This is a genomic window from Anoxybacillus sp. PDR2, assembly GCF_009834045.1.
Lineage (GTDB): Bacteria > Bacillota > Bacilli > Bacillales > Anoxybacillaceae > Anoxybacteroides > Anoxybacteroides rupiense.
In genome coordinates this window covers 1,729,059-1,747,600 of the sequence record NZ_CP047158.1, presented here as the reverse complement: position 1 = coordinate 1,747,600, position 18,542 = coordinate 1,729,059, and the positions used below count along the sequence as shown (strand labels likewise).

At 45.4% G+C, this 18,542-nt stretch carries 19 protein-coding genes, 1 pseudogene and 1 riboswitch; of the genes and pseudogenes, 4 read left to right on the top strand and 16 right to left on the bottom strand.

The genetic code is table 11. From position 1 onward, the window contains the following. Nucleotides 1-200 precede the first annotated feature (200 nt). The 4 genes and pseudogenes from GRQ40_RS18490 to GRQ40_RS08365 form a co-directional block, all read right to left on the bottom strand. Nucleotides 201-317, bottom strand: a pseudogene (locus GRQ40_RS18490) (YuzL family protein); the annotation flags it as partial. Between the two features lie 4 nt (nucleotides 318-321). Continuing rightward, nucleotides 322-1,143, bottom strand: coding sequence for a class I SAM-dependent methyltransferase (locus tag GRQ40_RS08375; RefSeq protein WP_159719729.1), 822 nt, complete (start codon nucleotides 1,141-1,143; stop codon nucleotides 322-324). 38 nt (nucleotides 1,144-1,181) lie between these two features. Next, a complete protein-coding gene (locus GRQ40_RS08370; RefSeq protein WP_066149226.1) occupies nucleotides 1,182-1,619 on the bottom strand; it encodes a BrxA/BrxB family bacilliredoxin in 438 nt (145 codons plus the stop codon). Between the two features lie 310 nt (nucleotides 1,620-1,929). Continuing rightward, complete coding sequence (locus GRQ40_RS08365) at nucleotides 1,930-2,328, bottom strand: DUF4183 domain-containing protein (RefSeq protein ID WP_044743470.1); 399 nt, start codon at nucleotides 2,326-2,328, stop codon at nucleotides 1,930-1,932. A gap of 795 nt (nucleotides 2,329-3,123) precedes the next feature. On the opposite strand from GRQ40_RS08365, the gene GRQ40_RS08360 reads away from it, so the two are divergent. Next, nucleotides 3,124-3,507: a DUF4183 domain-containing protein gene (locus GRQ40_RS08360; RefSeq protein ID WP_044743469.1), complete on the top strand. Its 384-nt coding sequence runs from the start codon at nucleotides 3,124-3,126 to the stop codon at nucleotides 3,505-3,507. Between the two features lie 100 nt (nucleotides 3,508-3,607). Here GRQ40_RS08360 and GRQ40_RS08355 read toward each other — a convergent pair whose 3' ends face one another. From GRQ40_RS08355 to GRQ40_RS08335, 5 genes are all read right to left on the bottom strand, one after another. Beyond that, nucleotides 3,608-4,738 (bottom strand): conserved virulence factor C family protein, encoded by a 1,131-nt coding sequence (locus GRQ40_RS08355; RefSeq protein WP_159720813.1) that lies wholly within the window; start codon nucleotides 4,736-4,738, stop codon nucleotides 3,608-3,610. Then, nucleotides 4,719-5,402 (bottom strand): HD domain-containing protein, encoded by a 684-nt coding sequence (locus GRQ40_RS08350; RefSeq protein ID WP_159719728.1) that lies wholly within the window; start codon nucleotides 5,400-5,402, stop codon nucleotides 4,719-4,721. The genes GRQ40_RS08355 and GRQ40_RS08350 overlap by 20 nt, the downstream gene beginning before the upstream one ends. A 54-nt stretch (nucleotides 5,403-5,456) precedes the next feature. Further along, nucleotides 5,457-5,933: a glutathione peroxidase gene (locus GRQ40_RS08345; RefSeq protein WP_066149221.1), complete on the bottom strand. Its 477-nt coding sequence runs from the start codon at nucleotides 5,931-5,933 to the stop codon at nucleotides 5,457-5,459. A 66-nt stretch (nucleotides 5,934-5,999) separates the two neighbouring features. Then, nucleotides 6,000-6,515 carry a hypothetical protein gene (locus tag GRQ40_RS08340; RefSeq protein ID WP_066149219.1) on the bottom strand — a complete coding sequence of 172 codons (516 nt, stop codon included), beginning with the start codon at nucleotides 6,513-6,515 and terminating at the stop codon, nucleotides 6,000-6,002. Between the two features lie 168 nt (nucleotides 6,516-6,683). Further along, a complete protein-coding gene (locus tag GRQ40_RS08335; protein WP_159719727.1) occupies nucleotides 6,684-8,372 on the bottom strand; it encodes a formate--tetrahydrofolate ligase in 1,689 nt (562 codons plus the stop codon). Between the two features lie 144 nt (nucleotides 8,373-8,516). Here GRQ40_RS08335 and metA point away from each other — a divergent pair, with 144 nt between their 5' ends. From metA to crcB (GRQ40_RS08320), 3 genes are all read left to right on the top strand, one after another. Further along, complete coding sequence (gene metA, locus GRQ40_RS08330; protein ID WP_044743463.1) at nucleotides 8,517-9,425, top strand: homoserine O-acetyltransferase MetA; 909 nt, start codon at nucleotides 8,517-8,519, stop codon at nucleotides 9,423-9,425. A gap of 509 nt (nucleotides 9,426-9,934) precedes the next feature. After that, nucleotides 9,935-9,994: riboswitch (Fluoride riboswitch) on the top strand. Between the two features lie 52 nt (nucleotides 9,995-10,046). Next, nucleotides 10,047-10,463 carry a fluoride efflux transporter CrcB gene (gene crcB / locus GRQ40_RS08325; RefSeq protein ID WP_044743507.1) on the top strand — a complete coding sequence of 139 codons (417 nt, stop codon included), beginning with the start codon at nucleotides 10,047-10,049 and terminating at the stop codon, nucleotides 10,461-10,463. Beyond that, a complete protein-coding gene (gene crcB / locus GRQ40_RS08320) occupies nucleotides 10,463-10,825 on the top strand; it encodes a fluoride efflux transporter CrcB (RefSeq protein WP_044743462.1) in 363 nt (120 codons plus the stop codon). The genes crcB (GRQ40_RS08325) and crcB (GRQ40_RS08320) overlap by 1 nt, the downstream gene beginning before the upstream one ends. A 580-nt stretch (nucleotides 10,826-11,405) precedes the next feature. On the opposite strand, the gene GRQ40_RS08315 is transcribed toward crcB (GRQ40_RS08320), so the two are convergent. The 7 genes from GRQ40_RS08315 to GRQ40_RS08285 form a co-directional block, all read right to left on the bottom strand. Beyond that, nucleotides 11,406-12,086: a class I SAM-dependent methyltransferase gene (locus GRQ40_RS08315; RefSeq protein WP_066149215.1), complete on the bottom strand. Its 681-nt coding sequence runs from the start codon at nucleotides 12,084-12,086 to the stop codon at nucleotides 11,406-11,408. A gap of 174 nt (nucleotides 12,087-12,260) precedes the next feature. Continuing rightward, a complete protein-coding gene (gene cobO, locus GRQ40_RS08310; protein ID WP_066149213.1) occupies nucleotides 12,261-12,800 on the bottom strand; it encodes a cob(I)yrinic acid a,c-diamide adenosyltransferase in 540 nt (179 codons plus the stop codon). Further along, on the bottom strand, nucleotides 12,787-13,563 hold the full coding sequence (gene cobA, locus GRQ40_RS08305; protein WP_044743459.1) for a uroporphyrinogen-III C-methyltransferase: 777 nt from the start codon (nucleotides 13,561-13,563) through the stop codon (nucleotides 12,787-12,789). The genes cobO and cobA overlap by 14 nt, the downstream gene beginning before the upstream one ends. Next, nucleotides 13,560-14,597 (bottom strand): nicotinate-nucleotide--dimethylbenzimidazole phosphoribosyltransferase, encoded by a 1,038-nt coding sequence (gene cobT / locus GRQ40_RS08300; protein WP_159719726.1) that lies wholly within the window; start codon nucleotides 14,595-14,597, stop codon nucleotides 13,560-13,562. The genes cobA and cobT overlap by 4 nt, the downstream gene beginning before the upstream one ends. 5 nt (nucleotides 14,598-14,602) lie before the next feature. Further along, nucleotides 14,603-16,108 (bottom strand): cobyric acid synthase, encoded by a 1,506-nt coding sequence (locus GRQ40_RS08295; protein ID WP_080861860.1) that lies wholly within the window; start codon nucleotides 16,106-16,108, stop codon nucleotides 14,603-14,605. Further along, the gene (locus GRQ40_RS08290; protein WP_159719725.1) at nucleotides 16,101-17,459 is read right to left on the bottom strand and encodes a cobyrinic acid a,c-diamide synthase CobB; all 1,359 of its coding nucleotides are present in this window, start codon (nucleotides 17,457-17,459) and stop codon (nucleotides 16,101-16,103) included. The genes GRQ40_RS08295 and GRQ40_RS08290 overlap by 8 nt, the downstream gene beginning before the upstream one ends. Then, nucleotides 17,444-18,541 (bottom strand): cobalt-precorrin 5A hydrolase, encoded by a 1,098-nt coding sequence (locus GRQ40_RS08285; RefSeq protein ID WP_159719724.1) that lies wholly within the window; start codon nucleotides 18,539-18,541, stop codon nucleotides 17,444-17,446. Before GRQ40_RS08285 ends, GRQ40_RS08290 begins: the two co-directional genes overlap by 16 nt. Between the last annotated feature and the right edge of the window lies 1 nt (nucleotide 18,542).

Here is an 18,542-nt window from a genome sequence, read left to right as displayed (position 1 = left end):
TGCTGACTCGTAAAAACTCGCAGGCTCCCCTGCGAGTTTTTGTTTTCATGACTATTTGGATATATTTCGACAGTCGGCAACTTGCTGTTGCCACGATTTAGCATAAACAAAAGACCGAACAGCCCGCCGTTAATGACAAATACGTTCCTATCAGCGGTGTTGTTCGATCGCTCAACCTTCCTATCTATCGCGCTATTGTTTTTTTTGCGAGCAGAATCAAGTTCGTGCGCTCCCGTTTCCGTAGTCGTCGTTCCTTGCCCTTGGATATGCGGAGAGCTTAAACCCGTCTTGGACGAATCTTTTTTTCGTTTTGACATGTTGTCACCTCCGTCCATGAATGTCCCCATCTTTATTTTTCTCTATTCCTTCTGCCAATTCAATCACCGCAAAATGGAACTTAGCCGTTTTACGCGCATAGACCGAAAAGCCGAAACGATGAAACCTTGTGCTCTGCCAATAGTCTTTAAGCACCACGCGCTGCCGCGCAACCCGTTTCGCATGGAAGATGGCCTCTTCAGCCAGCTCTGTATAAAGGGCAAAGGACTTTATGCCTTGAATGCCGTCCGATTCGACAATGGATTGTTCAAACATCGGATCGAAATAAACGACATCAAAGGAATGATCCGGAAGGGAACGTAAAAAAGAAAGGTAATCAGCGTGGAACACTTGAATGCGCCTCATCGCCTCATTCATTTGAACGATACCTGAATCCCATTGGCGCAATCCTTGCTGAACTAAATAAGCGATATAACGGTTCCCTTCTGTTCCAACAACAATGCCGTTTTCCCCTGTTACCGTACTGGCTACGATGCTGTCTGAACCGATTCCTACTGTACAATCTAAAAACGACATTCCTGGTTGCAGTTTAGTGGCTTCCAAAAACGGCTCCGTCTCTCCGCGCAATACCCTTTTCACTCGAAACATCGCCGAATTCGGATGAAAAAAGAAAGAGGACGTTCCATCAGACGGATATATTTCTAAACGTTTTTTTCCGACTACCATCACTTCATCGCCGTATTGCATTTGTAAGGCTTCTACCGACATTTTCTGACGCGGCACGTACAGAATATCGAGCTCATCCGCGATTTGTTTTGCCTTGGCGATCATGCTTGGATTCGTTCTTCCTGCAGTCGTAACAATCATACAAACCTCCACCAAAAAAGGATGTCTTGAAGACATCCTTATTCGCAGTGCGCTTCTAATGCACTCATAATATTTTCCATGACCGCTTCCATTGAATTTCCTTCAATTTCATGGCGCGGGATGAAATGGACAACCTCTTTTCCCTTAAGCAGCGCCATCGATGGCGAAGAAGGCTCGATTCCCACGAAATACTCGCGCATTTTTGCTGTCGCTTCACGATCCTGACCGGCAAACACCGTCACTAAATGATCCGGTTTTTTCTCACTGCGTAAAATCGCTTGTGTTGCGGCAGGACGCGCCAAGCCAGCCGCACACCCGCAAACCGAATTGACAACGACAAAGGTTGTTCCTTGAACATGTTCCATAAAGTTCTCCACTTCCTCAGCCGTTGTCAGCTCTTGAAATCCCGCACGGACAAGCTCATCACGCATCGGTTGAACGAGCTGGCGCATATATTCTTCATATGCCATTGACATTTGAATCCCTCCTAAACATGTCTTCAATGTCAAAAGGATACTATTTCCTTACGAAAAAATCAACGAAAAATACTGCTGTATCGATAGAAGCAAATACGTCTCTAGCCACCAGCAAGTTCACTATGATACTTGATTTTTACATCTTGAAACGGCGTGTAAACGGGATCGGCTCATCAAATTGACATGTTAACATGTGTATGGATATGGAGTTCATGAGTAGTAAAGGTCTCTTCCAACCGTGAGTTTTTACAGACCCCGTTCTGGGTTTCCTCTTTTTGAAGTTAGATTTATATAAACAGCCTTTATTCCATTAATCTTGATGATGCCTTCCTCCTTGTTTAATGGTGACAAATTGCAAAATGATCGGCGTACCTTTAAGTGGAACATCGGCAGAATTTAAAATCAACTTTCCTTCCTGTACTTCATACACGTTTTGCGGCTGCAGCACCCCGTTTATAAACAAATTGATAAAGGATACGTTCTTCGGGTCCAGTATTCCTCGATTTCCGTATTCCTTTAGTTCATCATCATTTGTATAAACCGTTTTGCAGCCATCGGATATCGAATTATATTGATACGTTTCGACTTGCAAAATTTGCGGCGGGATGAGCAAATCTACGCTGAGATGAATCGTTGTAGTTCGATTCACCCAGTCATATACCCTTGGAACAGCAATCACATGCCTCTGATCGTTCTGTTTTTTTCTCATAGATACCACCCAAACTGAAAAATAGATAACCAATCTTTCTCTTTATCAAGCGCTATTTGCCTTTTATGCAAGCGTTTGAAACGCTTGACCTATCAATGGAACGAATAGGATAACCGATTTCCCGGCCAATATGGATGGGAGTCTGTTCTGATCGATATCATTAGACGGCCCTTCAATCAAAAAATGCCAGCGGATCAATCGATCTTTCTGTCAGAAACAGAAGGAAAAACGGCGCATAAACTGGTTGGATTGATTCAGGCATTCGCCTGCTTTTTATATTTTTATGCAGAAAAAAAACATAAAGTGAACAAGGAAAGAAGATTATACAAACTAAGATGAACCTCTACTCCATCTCAGTGGATATGTTAATAGATCCAATGAGAAGACGGAATATATCGCTCTCTTTTTTACAGACGGAGGCAAGTCGGTTGCTTGCCTCGATCATGCCAAAGCGTGACCAAGAACAAAACAGCCAGCCACTTCCCGACAAAATTTATCTGTCTGGAAGCGATTGTTGTTCAGTCATCCGACCGTCATCATATCATCATAGGCTCCTTATCTGCTCATTTGCGGAAGTGATGTTGTCACAGCCAATGGGCTGAATCTATTTTTCTTTTTTATTCAAATACATGATAATTGGCTAAATCATTTTACCGTCCTCACTCATATGATAAATCATGAACAGTTAAGCAATAAACATGACCCGCGCAGTTGCTTTCTTTTTTTATGCCTTGCTTACTATGTTGGTTTATTGCTTTCTTAATTAAAAATCAAGAGGAAAGGGGGGATATGTTCATGGCTCTTCAACTTATGAAGCTCTTTGTTGGCGCTGCTACGGCCATCACGACCGTACCGACCAGCACCAAATTTTTCTACGTCGCTGCAGCTGATACAGCAGCAGGAGCTACGCTTACGATTGATGCGGCAGACTTTTTGGATGACAGCGGAAACGCGGTGACAACGCTACCAGCTTTAGCGACCGACAACAGCTATTACACGGTTTATGTGAATGGAGTTTTACAAATGGATGGAATCTCTACCTATACACCTGGTGGTACTGGGGTGGGATCACTTGCGATTGACGTGCCGGCGGGCACAGATACTATTCCGGCTGGAACGCCGATTGTGCTCGAAATTGTGCAATTCGCTCCAACCGCAACGACAGACGTTGAAACGTAACTTTTTTATAAAACTATACAATCAAAGCGTGACGGGCCATCCATCACGCTTTGATTCATTCTTGAGATTGATTGTCACTTATTAACAAAAATACAAAATTTTACTTTTCTTGTTTTCTCGTTTCTGTCATCTGTTTCCACACTGACCCTTTTGCTTCTTCGCCACCTTCAATGCGCTCGATGGCCATTTTTATTTGCATGCTCACTTCAAATTCCGGATCGTCTTCTGCCGCTTTTAATGCTGGCAAAGCGGATTCATCGCCGGTTTCGTATAGAAACATCGCGGCGCGCCAGCGGACAAGCTTGCTTTCATCCTTTAGCGCTTCAATCATCACCGGAATCGCCTCAGGATCGCCGATATCGGACAAACAGTCGCCAGCCGTACGGCGAACAGACACCGCTTTATCCTTTAACGCCTCATATAAATATGGCAGCACCTTTTTACCGCCAATCATCCCTAAATAAGCAACAGCTAAACGGCGAATCGATACTTTTTCATCCTTCAGCGCTTTTGCCAAAACAGGCAAGTCCGCTTCGCTCGGTTCCGCCATTTGCTCTAAAGCGGCATAGCGCTTGGTCCAATCTGGATGATCAAGCATTTCTTCTGTTACTTTTAGGCTGGTACGCCGTTGTGTCTTCGCTTGGTCTCCGCTGCGAAACATTTCCACCATTCGCTCCAGACGCTCAGGCGGATAAGCAGCGGAGAGCTCTTCGATCACTTCAGCTCCAATTTCGTCAAACGTACCGTAACGAACTCCTTTTTCCGACCATTTTCTTTCAAGAACTACATTCTCGGCATATTTTTGCGCTTCTTTTACAGCGTCCATAAACCGTTCTGGCAAGCCAAACCGCCGCTCCTGCTCTCCGTCTGTCAGCTTGACCTGCATAGGCAGACCGTACAGCATTTGGACGTATACCTTTATTTCACCGAAATGCTCATTATGCATACGCGTCCCGGCTTGGGCATCTTCCGCGTCTTCTCCGAACACTTCCCGCACCTTTTGCAAAATTTCTTTCCAATGATACTTAGCGTTTCGTTCAATGGCTAAGAAATCAGCCACATGATAAATCCCTTTTACTCCTTCAATTTGCATAATTTGCTGCAAAAGTGGCGGAGCCGTATGAATATTATCCGCTTTATAATTATGGCTCTTCCCAAATGGAAGCTCCTCATCCAGCAATACTTTCATCGTATTTGGACTTGGGGTTGGTTCAATCGATCGAATCCGCAAAATCGCTTCCTCCTTCATCATGAAAATCCCACTCTTTATAAAATTGCTGTAAAAATTGCTCCATAAATTCATGGCGGCGGATCGCAAGGTTTTTGGCGCTTTTGGTATGCAATAAGCTTTTCAATTTCAATAGTTTTTCATAAAAATGATGAATCGTGCTGCTAGAGCCATGCCGATATTCTTCTTTCGTCATCACATTTCGAACCGGCAGTGCCGGATCATACATAGGCTGCCCGCGATGGCCGGCATACATAAACGTTCTGGCAATTCCAATCGCCCCAATCGCATCGAGCCGGTCGGCATCTTGGACAACCATCGCTTCCAATGTTCGCGGCGCTTCTCCATTTCCTCCTTTATAGGAAACGGTTGAAATCGCCTCGATGACACTGTTTTCTTCTTTTTTCGAGAGTGAGCAGTGTTCCAGCCATTGTCTAACCTTTTTCATTCCCGCCTCTTCACTTCCCGCTATCTTTTCATCCGCAAGATCATGAAGCAGCGCGGCCATTTCCACGATAAACACGTCAGCTCCTTCTCTTTTTGCCAGCCAACAGCCAAGGCGGCGAACCCGTTCCATATGCCACCAATCGTGACCGCTTGAGTCATGCCCCAATACAGTTTTTACGTACTTTTCGGTTTCACGAATCATTTGTTCTTTGTTTTTCATCCCATCACCGACAAAAAACCGCCCTTCCCCTAAGGAAAGGCAGCTTATTCCTTTTTATAATAATTTCTCAATTTCCTGTTTTAATTCCGCAGGTCTTGTCTTAGGCGCAAATCGTTCAATAACCGTTCCATCGCGATCAACAAGAAATTTGGTAAAATTCCACTTAATCGCTTTTGTTCCAAATACCCCTGGCGCTTTCTCTGTTAAATAATCAAACAGCGGATGAGCATGTTCTCCGTTCACATCAACCTTTGCAAACATCGGGAACGTCACCCCGTAATTCAGCTCACAAAATTGAGCAATTTCTTCCTCCGTTCCTGGCTCTTGGCTTCCAAATTGATTACATGGAAACCCGAGAACCACCAATCCCTTATCGCGATATTGGTCGTACAATTCTTGTAGTTCCTTATATTGCGGAGTAAATCCGCATTTGCTCGCCGTATTGACAATCAATAAGATATTTCCCTTGTACTCCGCTAACGTTTTCTCCTCGCCATGAATCGTTTTCACTGTAAAATCGTAAATGCTCAATTAGCATCACCCCTCTCTCTTTTATAATAAAAGAACGGAGAGGAACTTTTCCACTCTGGCACTTTATCATTTGGCCAATAATTTCAGTTCGTGAAGAGATTTTAGCATATATGGCAGCATTTCCTGCAAATCATCGATATGGGTTTCATCAATAAGCCGGCCAAATTGCACTTTTATTTCATGGCTGCCTTGCCCGCTTTTATAATCGCGTCGCAAAGTTTGCGAAATGCTCCGATTGCTTCCCCAAATCTTTTGGAGCACTTCTTCCACTAAAGGGCAGACCGTTTCCTCCCGGATTAGTGGCATCGTAAACATAATCGTTAATTTGCACCCTGGAGCCGCTAATGTTTGCAGCAGTTCTCCAGCCATTTGCTCCAAATCCATTGTCAGCTCCACCTTGCACGATACATCCACTCCTAGCTGTCCCCGTAGCTGAAAAGCAATCTCGTACATTCGTGAAAGGTGCGCTAAATCGATGAAATCATGGCGCTCTATCACCGCGATGACGCCTTCTAAATCTAAATCATAAACAGCTCCTTCGATCACTGTTTTCAAATTATCAAACACGGTTGGATCAAACATTCGTGTGTCTCCCTCTTTATGAACTCCATCTTTATTTTTCAGCAGCAAAGTTGAACATGGGCCTCTTTCACTCGAAAGCGAAGGGGATGAGAACAACAGCATTCTCGTCATCAACAAAAAAATACTTCTGTTCGGCAGACGGCCAGCTTCGCCGGATCAGCCACTTAGTTAAAACAGCCCAATCGCTTGTCCGCGCTCATCAATATCCATCTTTAATGCGGCCGGCTCTTTCGGCAGTCCCGGCATCGTCATAACGTCTCCCGTCAAAGCGACAATGAAACCGGCGCCTATCGATGGCTTTAACTCCCTCACCGTAATGGCAAAGCCTGTCGGACGCCCTAATTTTTGTGGATCGTCAGACAGCGAATACTGCGTTTTCGCCATGCACACAGGTAAGCGATCCCATCCGTATTCCGCAAATTGAGCCATTTGCTTTTGCGCCTTTGTAGAAAACTCGACCGCTTGGGCTCCGTAAACAGCATGGGCAATTTTGCGAATTTTGTCAGGCAGAGGATCATGGAGATCATATAAAGGAGCAAATTGGTTTGTGCCATGTTCGATCATATCCAGCACTTTTTCCGCTAGCTCCATTCCTCCTTCGCCGCCTTTTTCCCATACTTCTGTTAAAGCAACTGGATAGTGATGGTCGCGGCAAAATGACAGCAGCGTTTCGATTTCTTGATCCGCATCAGTGATAAAGCGATTAAGAGCAACGACAAACGGCAAACCGAAGGCTTGAATGGTTTCGATATGCTTTTGTAAATTGCTTAACCCTCTTCGCAACGCATCCACATTTTCGACTGACAGTTCTTGCTTGGAAACGCCTCCATGCATTTTCAACGCACGAACGGTCGCAACAATAACAACAGCAGCCGGTTCGATTCCTGCGAAGCGAGCTTTAATATGCAAAAACTTTTCCGCGCCTAAATCCGCACCGAATCCTGCCTCTGTTACCACATACTCACCGAGCTTCTGCGCCATTTTCGTCGCAATAATGCTATTGCAGCCATGGGCAATGTTAGCGAACGGACCACCGTGCACCAGTGCTGGTGTATGCTCAGCCGTTTGAACTAAATTCGGTTTAAATGCATCCTTTAAAAGCAGCGTTAACGCTCCCTCAACACCCAAATCACCGACGGTCACCGGTTGCTTATCAACATTATACGCCACCACCATTCGCGACAAACGCTCTTTTAAATCGGTTAAATCTTTGGCTAAACAAAAGACAGCCATAATTTCTGAAGCAACGGTAATATCAAAGCCATCCTCACGCGGCACGCCTTGAGTTGGACCGCCGAGACCGACGATCACGCGGCGGAGGGCGCGGTCATTTAAATCGACCGCTCGCTTCCAAACAATGCGGCGCACGTCAATGCGCAGTTCATTTCCTTGATGAATATGATTGTCGATAAACGCTGCCAAGGCGTTTGTCGCGGTCGTAATCGCATGCAAATCTCCTGTAAAATGAAGATTAATTTCATCCATCGGCAGCACCTGTGAATAACCTCCTCCAGTTGCGCCGCCCTTTACGCCCATCGTCGGCCCAAGCGATGGTTCGCGCATTGCCACAATGGCTTTTTTGCCAAGCTTGTTCAACGCCTGCCCCAACCCTACTGTAACGGTTGATTTCCCTTCTCCGGCAGGAGTCGGGTTAATCGCTGTCACTAAAATCACTTTCCCATCTGGCTTGCTGGCTAACCGTTTCATCACATCAAGCGAGATTTTCGCCTTATAGTGACCATATGGCTCAAACTCCTCCTCTAAAAGACCAAGTTCCTGCGCAATCTCCTGAATGCGCTTTAATTTGATTTCTTTGGCAATTTCAAGATCTGTCTTCCATCTCGTTTTCGTTGTCATCGCTTTTCCTCCATCTATTCAACAGCTTGTTCTATTAGTATTTATTTTATCATTTAGAGAAATGTGAAAAAATTGATTGAACAAAATTCGTAATGTTCTTATAATTAAATTATTTAGAAAAATAAGGAATGGAGGATGAGACGATTGCCTATTAATATTCCCAAAAATCTACCTGCTAAAGAAATATTAGAGCAAGAAAACATTTTCGTGATGGATGAAGAACGGGCTTATTCCCAAGATATCCGCCCGTTGAATATAGCGATTTTAAATTTAATGCCACAAAAAGAAAAAACAGAAACACAGCTATTGCGCCTGCTCGGCAACTCGCCGCTGCAAGTGAATATTACCTTTTTGCATCCGGAAACACATGAAGCAAAAACGACAAGCAAGCATCATCTCGAACAATTTTATACGACCTTTCCTTCGATTCGACATCGCAAATTTGATGGAATGATTATTACCGGAGCTCCTATCGAGCATTTGCCATTTGAAAAGGTGGACTATTGGCGCGAGCTTCGAGACATTATGGAATGGACAACAACCAATGTGACCTCGACCTTGCATATTTGCTGGGGAGCGCAAGCGGGGCTTTATTTCCATTATGGCGTTCCAAAATATCAGCTGCCGCAAAAATGCTTTGGCGTCTTTGAACACTCGATCAAAGCAAAAAATATCAAACTATTACGCGGGTTTGACGATGTATTTCGCGTTCCGCATTCGCGCCATACTGATATTTCGCACAAAGATATCGAAGCCGTTCCAGAGTTGACGATTCTAGCGTCCTCCGATAAAGCAGGAGTATGTCTCGTCGCCTCAAACGATGGCAAACACATTTTTCTAACAGGGCATCCAGAATACGATGCCACTACACTCCAAGAAGAGTACGAGCGGGATCTCTCTAAAGGCCTGCCTATTCAAATTCCGGAATCTTATTTTCCAAATGACGATCCGACCAAACCGCCGTTGAATACATGGCGTGCTCATGCCAATTTGTTATTTGTCAACTGGCTCAATTACTACGTCTATCAAGAAACGCCTTATATTTGGGAGTGATGTTATTCTTTTTTCTTCGTGTTTATCTAATTGAAGAAAAAACTTGATTTAATAGGTTTTTTCCACCTATCTTCCCTTATTGTTTTTATTGTATTTAACTCATTTTCACCTAATTACGTGGTCAAATGCGTGGTCAATGTGGTCACAGAAAAAGCGGGAGCAATCCCGCTTATTTTTTAGATATCATATTTACATAGAATTTCACAAAGAACGTCATATATTTGGGAGTAAGTCGATTCTTTTTCTTTAGATTCGGCTAAATTGAAAGGCTTATCAAATTAATATTTTTCACTTATTTTCCTATCATTCATTTTAATGTACCATCATCCACCGGGAAGTTTCCCCACCTCTTACGGAATGGAGGTGGGGGCATATTCTGCTTACCATTTTTTATCTCTCCGTCTATTCCCCCTGCATAATCCAGCTTATCGTACAAAATGAACGCCAGATCCTTATGTAGGCCTTTCGATCATTGACAGAAGCCGCGCTTCCTTGATATAATCCAAGGTAATTGAAGAGGCGATGGAGTTCGCCGTAATTGCCTTTGAGCTGATGACTCCTACCGGTATGCAAATACTGGTGGAGTCTTTTTTTGTCCAAACTATTGAAGGGGTGGAAAAAATGATTTATATTGTTGTTGGCATCGCTGGCATGATCGGAGCGTTGTCTCGCTATTATTTGGGGCTGTTCGTGGATATATGGTGGCATCACCCATTTCCGTTTGCCACATTGTCCATCAATCTGATCGGCTGCTTTGCAATCAGTTGGATCACCATGTATTTAGCGCGTTTGCATAGACTCCCTTCCGAGCTTATAACAGCCATTAATACCGGATTTATCGGTTCGTTTACAACATTCTCCACATTTAGTGTGGAATCGGTAAGACTCCTTCAACAATCCGAATGGGCCATCGCCCTTAGCTATATTTTCAGCAGTTTAGCAGGAGGGCTTGCAATGTCTTGGCTGGGAGCTCAGACAGGTAATTTCCTTTTTGTTAAATCAACACAAAAGCATCGTTTCGAAGGAGAAAAAAAGTAATGCTCAATCATTCTGCTTTATTAGTAGCGATCGGTGGATTTTTTGGCGCCATTGCCCGATTCAGTATAAACAATTGGTTGAAACGGAGTGGAAGCACCCCTTTTCCAACGGGCACCTTTGTAATCAATTTAGCGGGAGCTTTTCTATTGGGATACATCTTAGGCAAAGAGCTGAATCAAGGCTGGCAGCTGCTATTAGGCACTGGTTTTATGGGAGCTTTCACGACCTTCTCTACATTTAAATTGGAAGCGATTCAGCTGCATGCGAATCGGAAACGGAAAATGTTCCTTCTATACTTAGGCGCAAGTTATCTATTCGGGATGCTTCTCGCCTTTTTAGGCATGAAATTAGGCCAGCGATGACGTCTGCTGGCTGCATGTAAGACTTTAAATTAAAAATTTGTTATAATGTTTAAATGGTTGCTTGTCGACAGTACTATACTGATTCCTTCTACACAGCAAAACTTCTTATATCTCGACAAAAACAGCTAAAGGGTTCGACACAAAAAAAAGAGAAATAAAGAAGAAAGCGATTCAGCACAGAAAAAAGAAAGGGATGACATAGGGATGAGAGCCGAACGAAGAAAACAATGGAAAAGTCATTGGAAAAAGTATAAGCACCTATATAAAGGATCGCGGATGGAACGGCGCAACAAATGGCGAAATAAGTGGGAAGATAAATATATTGCCAGTTAAATAAAAAGCAGGTTGTAGACAAAGTTGATGTTGACGTTGTCTACAACCATTTTAATTTCAAGAGGCTTAACAAACAAGGAGCATAGCCGAGTAAAGACGCAAATCGAACAAGAAACGTTCATGAGCGGATGAATAAGGCCAATGACGCAGCCTAAAAGGGCTTGCCTTTGTTAATAGGCAAACCCTTTTAGGCTTTTTATAATAAATAGTAGATACTCGTGGTGCCAGAAGAACGGCTCACGCCGCTTTAGCGTTTGCGCAACATAAATAGCCACATAAATGTCAGCGCCTGTTTTAACTCTGTCGGCAGACCGGAAACAGCCTCTTCATCCACTTCTTTTTTATACACGCCTTTCCCGTCCACAAGTTCCCAGCCATTCTCTTGCGCCAGTTTTTCAAACTCCCATGGCATCATCGTATTGCAAATGACCGACTTGCCGTATAGACGCTGATAGCTGTTGGCTCGAGGGCCTGCTGTCGGACCAAGCAGCCCGACACATAAATAGTGGCCGCGCTTAATGACCCGTTTCATTTCATTTAACGCTTTTAACGGTTCTTCCGTCCATTCAAGCGAATTAATCGCCATCGCTCCGGAAAACGCTTCATCATCAAAGGGCAAATGAGTCAAATCCCCTTGAATAAACCGAAGCTGCTCATTTTCTCCTCTTATTCTCGCTTTTTCCACCATTTCATACGATAAGTCGATGCCTACCACTCGGTAGCCTGACTGCGCCAGCTTCCAGCTTCCATATCCGTCTCCGCATCCTAAATCAATCATTTCGCTCCCAATGGGGATATAGGAGGCAAGAAACGGCAAAATCGTTTTCCTGCTGCCGCGTTCCCACATGTCCTCACTGCTTTTATTCCAAAATTCGGCCCGTTCGTCCCACTGCTTTTTCGCTTCTTCGTGCCATTTAAACATGTTCATGTTCGCTGCTTCCATCTCCTCTAAGTGAAAAAGTGGCTGTAAACCGATTATACATTGATCTTCAATGATTGAGAAGGACCACATGCTTTAGACTAGCATGATAGCAAACTTTATTTTTTCGCTCCCCCCTCTCCCACTTCCACTCTTAGGGTGAGAGACTCGCGGCGGATTAGGTTAAAACTCGATTCCCTTAACAGCGGAAATCCCTTCATGATAATCATGCTTCACCGCTTGCATGTTCGTTACAATATCGGCTAGAGCTATTAATTCCTTTGCGGCTGAGCGCCCCGTAACCACCAGATGAAGATGGGAGGGGCGCATTTTCATCAGCTCGACTACCTCGTCCAAGGAAAGAATATCATCAATAGGAAAACGCTGAATCGCCAGCGCATTATTGAGTTCATCTAAAATCATCAGATCATAGCTTCCCGACATGATTTTTTCCTTGGCAAACCGCCATGCTTCAGCTAATGCTCGACGATGCTCTTGCGGTGTTTTCGTCCATGTAAATCCAGCTCCCATCGCATGTATCTCAATCCCTAATTTTTTCAGCATTATATGCTCTCCATATGTCCGCTCAGGCGATTTAATAAATTGGATGATGGCTACTTTTTTCCCTCTTCCCGCCGCTCGCAGCGCCAGTCCAAGAGCGGCCGTCGTTTTTCCTTTTCCATCACCCGTATACACAATCAGTCTTCCTTTATTTTGTGTCAACGATCTCACCTTCTAATTCAGGAAACCATTGAATGGTTTCCCGCAACTTTACCACTTCTCCGACAAGAATGATCGCTGGATGAGAAATGCCCGCTCCTTCCGCTTTTTCAGCAATATTTTGTAGCGTGCCAACAACCGTGCGCTGCCGCATCGTCGTGCCCCATTCAATAATAGCGACTTTCGTTTCAGGATCCTTTCCATGTTGGATCAGCTGCTGGCAAATATAAGGCAAATTTCCGATCCCCATGTAAAACGCGATCGTGTCGCTCCCATCCGCTAACGCTCTCCAATTTAAGGAATCGGCTCCATGCTTGCTGCGGACATGTCCAGTCACAATGGTAAATGAAGTCGCCAGATGACGATACGTGACCGGAATGCCTGCATAAGCAGCAGCGGCAATGCCTGCGGTAATTCCGGGAATTACTTCAAACGGGATGCCGTGCTTTACTAGCACCTCCGCTTCTTCCCCGCCTCGTCCAAATACAAATGGATCGCCTCCTTTTAGGCGGACCACCATTTTGCCTTGCAGCGCTTTCTCCACAAGCCATTGGTGAATTTGCTCTTGAATGTTGTCATGCTTTCCCGGCTCTTTTCCGGCATATATCAATTGCGCCTCGTTTTTCGCATATTGGAGCAAATCTTGATTAACGAGACGATCATAAATAATGACATCGGCTTTTTGAATACATTCCAATCCATAAACGGTCATCAGCTTCGGATCGCCTGGTCCCGCTCCTACTAAATATACTTTTCCTTTGCTCATGTTTGCTCACCACCTTGCGATACACTCGCTTCTGCAAATGTCGTCATATTCAACATATTCACAGCAAATTGCAGCAACGGAAAGGCCACTGCCGCCCCGCTCCCTTCGCCAAGCCGCATGCTTAAATCAAGGAGCGGCTCTTTTCCTAACAACGTTAATGCCACACGATGGCCCGGTTCTTGCGAGCGATGCCCCGCAATCATATAGTCGGCTGCATAGGGATGAAACAATTTAGCTAGAAGAGCAGCAGTTGTACAAATAAAACCATCAAGTAAAATCGGAATACGCTTTTCCGCCGCGCGCAGCATCGCGCCAGCCATTGCCGCTATTTCGAGTCCGCCAATCTTGGCTAGCAGTTCAAGCGGCTGAGAAGGGTCCGGACGATGAAGCCGCAATGCCTGTTCGATGACTTTCGTTTTATGGGCGATCCTATCATCGGAAATACCCGTTCCTTTTCCAACGAGCTGTTCGACTTTTTGGCCGCTTAATGCCGCTAAAATCGCACTGGCAACAGTTGTATTGGCAATTCCCATTTCCCCGACGATCAAACAGCGAATTCCTTTTTCAATCATCTCATTAGCTTGCTGATAACCGACCAATAATGCTTGCTTTGCCTCTTCCTGCGTCATCGCTTCTTTTTCGCAAAAATGATTCGTTCCATATTTAACCTTTTGACGAATAACCCCTTCTCCCGGAATATCGGATGCTACCCCCACATCCACGACAGCAAATAATGCGCCAATTTGTTGGCTAAATGCATTGATCGCCGCCCCGCCGCGCACGAAATTCAGCACCATTTGCGCCGTTACTTCTTGCGGAAACGCAGAAACACCTGTTTTGGCCACTCCGTGGTCGGCAGCAAACAGAAGCACACCAGGCGGGGTCACCTGCGGAACATGAGACCCTGTCATTTTGGCAAGCTCAATGACAAGCTGCTCTAAACGTCCAAGGCTGCCAGGCGGTTTGGTAAGCTGGTTGACATGGGCTTCTACCTTTTGTCCCGCTTGTTCATCTAATGCTGGAATATCAAACAATGGGGTTACCTCCTTTGAAACTCCTTCATTTTTTGTTCAATTGTCTCGATTCGGACATGGCGCTTGACACAATCCGCTAACCGATCAAAGGCCTGCTCGCGCATCGCTCGATACGAAGGACGGTCATATAAAGGCGGAAGCCCTTTGCTGTGCCGGATGTGATTTAATAAATGGGCGCGAAAGGAATCGTTATGAAAAATATCATGAAAATAGGTCCCCCATACCCGTTCATCCTCTGTCTTGCATCCGTCTGTATGGGCTCCCATAGCAATCAGCGAAAGATAGCCGTCACAAGGGGTTGAATGTCCCATATGAATTTCATATCCGCGTACTTGGAAGCGCTCATTGCCAAGCGTCAACACACCCTCTGAAAGCACGGTTGTTTTTTCTTTCTCCAAGGTCGTATCGATCGGAAGAAAGCATAGTCCTTTCAGCTGCTTCACGGTTGTCTCCACGCCGAATGGATCGCGAATATGCCGGCCAAGCATTTGATAGCCGCCGCAAATTCCGATGATGGCGGTATTTCCTTGTTCATAAAGACGATTGATTTCGTCTGCGATTCCACTTTCTTTTATATACAGCAAATCTTCCATCGTATTTTTGCTTCCCGGCAAAATCAATAGATCCGGCTGACCAATTTCTCTTGCTTTTGTAGCAAAACGAACATGACAATCCGGCTCGCTGAAAAATGGATCGATATCGGTAAAATTCGAGATGCGGGGATATTGAACAACGACAATATCAATCTCTTTTTGAGCATTTTTGTATCTAGAAAACTCCGCCAGCTTAACAGAATCTTCTGCATCAATAGGTAAATCCGGCATGTACGGAACGACGCCGAGCACCGGCACATTTGTATAGGCTTCAAACCAATCCAATCCGGGCTGCAAAAGCGCCACATCACCGCGAAATTTATTAATGATCACGCCGATCACTCGTTTGCGGTCGGCTTCTTCTAAAAGTTGCAACGTTCCTACTAAACTTGCAAACACGCCGCCCCGCTCAATATCGCCAATCAAAATGACAGGAGCGTTCGCCATGCGAGCAATACGCATATTGACAAGCTCACGATCGTTTAAATTAATTTCAGCCGGACTTCCGGCTCCTTCGATGACGATTCGATCATATTCAGCCATCAGCTTCCGCAATGAGCGCTCGACAACTTGCAGCCCCATCGCAAAAAATTCGTTTCGATATGCACTTGCTTTCATGTTTCCATACGGTTTTCCGTGGACCACGATCTGCGACTCATTTTCCCGGCTCGGCTTAATTAAGATGGGATTCATATCTGTAGTTGCCACAATTCCCGCTGCTTCTGCCTGTACTCCTTGTGCGCGGCCAATTTCTTTCCCGTCAAACGTGACATATGAATTGAGCGACATATTTTGCGATTTAAATGGAGCTGTTTTCCATCCCTCCTGGGCAAAAATCCGGCAAAAAGCAGTGGTAATGATGCTTTTGCCTGCATCGGAATGCGTTCCTTGAAACATAATCGGCAGCGCTTTAGGCATGATGCTTCATCCTTTCGCATTGTTGAAGCCAACGCTTTACCATATCAGGACATGATGGAAAATACAGATGAATATAGCCAGCGACAAGATTTCCGCGCATATAGCCATCCTTTTTCACTCCGCGCAATCCTTTTGCTTCATAGGCAAAATCGCTTTCTGCCAAACGCGTAAAAGTAGAATAATGAAATTCATGACCTCTGGCCGCCGTCCCTTTCGGAAGCAGAAAATGATCTCCTGTTACTTCACGATAACCAAGAGCGGCTAACTTCTCCTGCATGCGCACTCTCCCCGGAATGACACCGACCATCTCGTAAAACGTGCGGTCTGTCGTTTCAATTCCTTCTGTCAAAAACATAAATCCTCCGCACTCTGCAAGGGTAGGAATTCCGCGTTCAATGGCCTGCTTTATTGATTGCTTCACATGCTCTTGCTTGGATAGCTGTTCGGCAAATTCTTCCGGAAATCCCCCGCCGATATACAAACCGTCTGCATCATCTGGAACCGTTTCTCCAGCCAGCGGTGAAAAAAACATAAGCTTCGCGCCATATGCTTCCAGCATCTCAAGGTTTTCTGGATAATAGAAATGAAAGGCAGCATCCTTCGCAACCGCGATCCGAACAGAAGAGACAGCATCACTGGATAAAAAAGAAGGCTTCACTTCTAATTCGGGAGCTTGAGCTAATTGCAACAGCCGATCAAGATCAATCGTTTGGGCGATTCGCTCGCCAAGCTTTGCAAAAAAATGGTCAAGCTCGCCGCGTTCAACGGATGGCACGAGTCCCAAATGCCGTTCAGGAATATGTAAATCGTCTTGTTTTTGCAAATATCCAATGACCGGAATGCCGCATTCTTGTTCAATCGCGGCCTTGACTAATCGAAAATGCCCTTCGCTGCCCACGCGATTCGCAATGACTCCAGCAATATGCACGCGCTCATCCAACAGCTGAAAGCCGCGGACAACAGCAGCGGCACTGCGTGCCATCCCTGAACAATCCACCACTAACAACACCGGGCTTTTTGTCAATAAGCTGATTTCGGCCGTCGACCCTTCTATCGAAGTCGCTTGCTTGCCATCAAAGAAGCCCATGACACCTTCAATCACGGCAATGTCTGCTCCTTCCCCCCCTTTTTGGCAGACCGCTTTCACAATGTCCTCTCCGCCCATCCAGCTGTCTAAATTGCGGGATGGACGGCCGGTAACAGCGGCATGATAGGTCGGATCAATATAATCAGGACCGCACTTAAATCCCTGAACCGTATATCCTTTCTTTTTTAGCGCCGCCATCACGCCAATAGTAATGGTTGTTTTGCCGACACCGCTTCCCGTTCCGGCGATCACCATTCTGCGCATTGCCTTTTCTCCTCCTGAAGCAAAGCAACGGAAATCGTTACATTGCCTGATTTTTTCTTCACAAGCGCAAGCGTATCAGCGCCGCTGTACAATTTTGCTGCCGGCTCGCTGACACCATACGCTCCCGTATAACGAAAGACCGTTTCCGAAGGTTGTTCGATCTCCACTTGATTAAGCTGTGCGGGAGAATAACAAATAAACTCCCAACCGTATTTTTGCACAACCTTAAGGAGCCCTTGTTCGTCCTTTTTCAAATCAATTGTACAAATCGCTTTCACGCTCTTCCAGGAAAATTGCAGCTCCTTGAGCGTTTCCATAATGACCGCTTCAATCTCCTCGGCAGATGTGCCACGATTGCAGCCAACGCCAAGAACAAGAACCTTTGGACGATATAGCACGCCATTCTGTAAAATCGCTTCTTCATTTTTGGAAAGCAGCCGATGCGTAACAACAAGGGCCGCATCCGGCTTAGCAGCAAGTGCATCTGCAATCGAAGCATAGACGCGAATATTAGACGGTAAAGGCGTATCATATCGCCACCAATTCCGTTCGCCTGATTCTTGGATAATGGCGACATGCTGCTCATTCACCACCGCAGCGCTCACAGGGGTCAGCTTGTCTTCCGACTCCCATACCCAGCCGAATGAGCGGCCGAATAAATCTACAGCGATCGTTTTTTGAACATCGGAAGCGGTTGTGATAACGGGATGGGCATGCAAAAGTTGAGCTACCTCACGAGTTAATTCGTTCGCCCCGCCAAGATGGCCAGATAATACGCTTATGACATGCTCCCCTTTATCATCAATGACAACAACGGCCGGATCTGTTTTTTTATCCTTTAATAACGGAGCAATCATCCGCACAACCGCGCCAAGCGAAATAATGAGAATCAACCCACGGTATGTAACAAACAGTGAGGGAAGCAAGAGACGCACATTTCCTTCAAATAAATGAATGCCTTTCTCCTCTTCATCGCCTCTGGCAAATTTGCTCGCGTAATATACACGGGCGCCTGGCAGCTGCTCGCCGATTTGGCGCGCGATAGTCACCCCATGCTTCGTAATCGCAACAACAGCGTACATG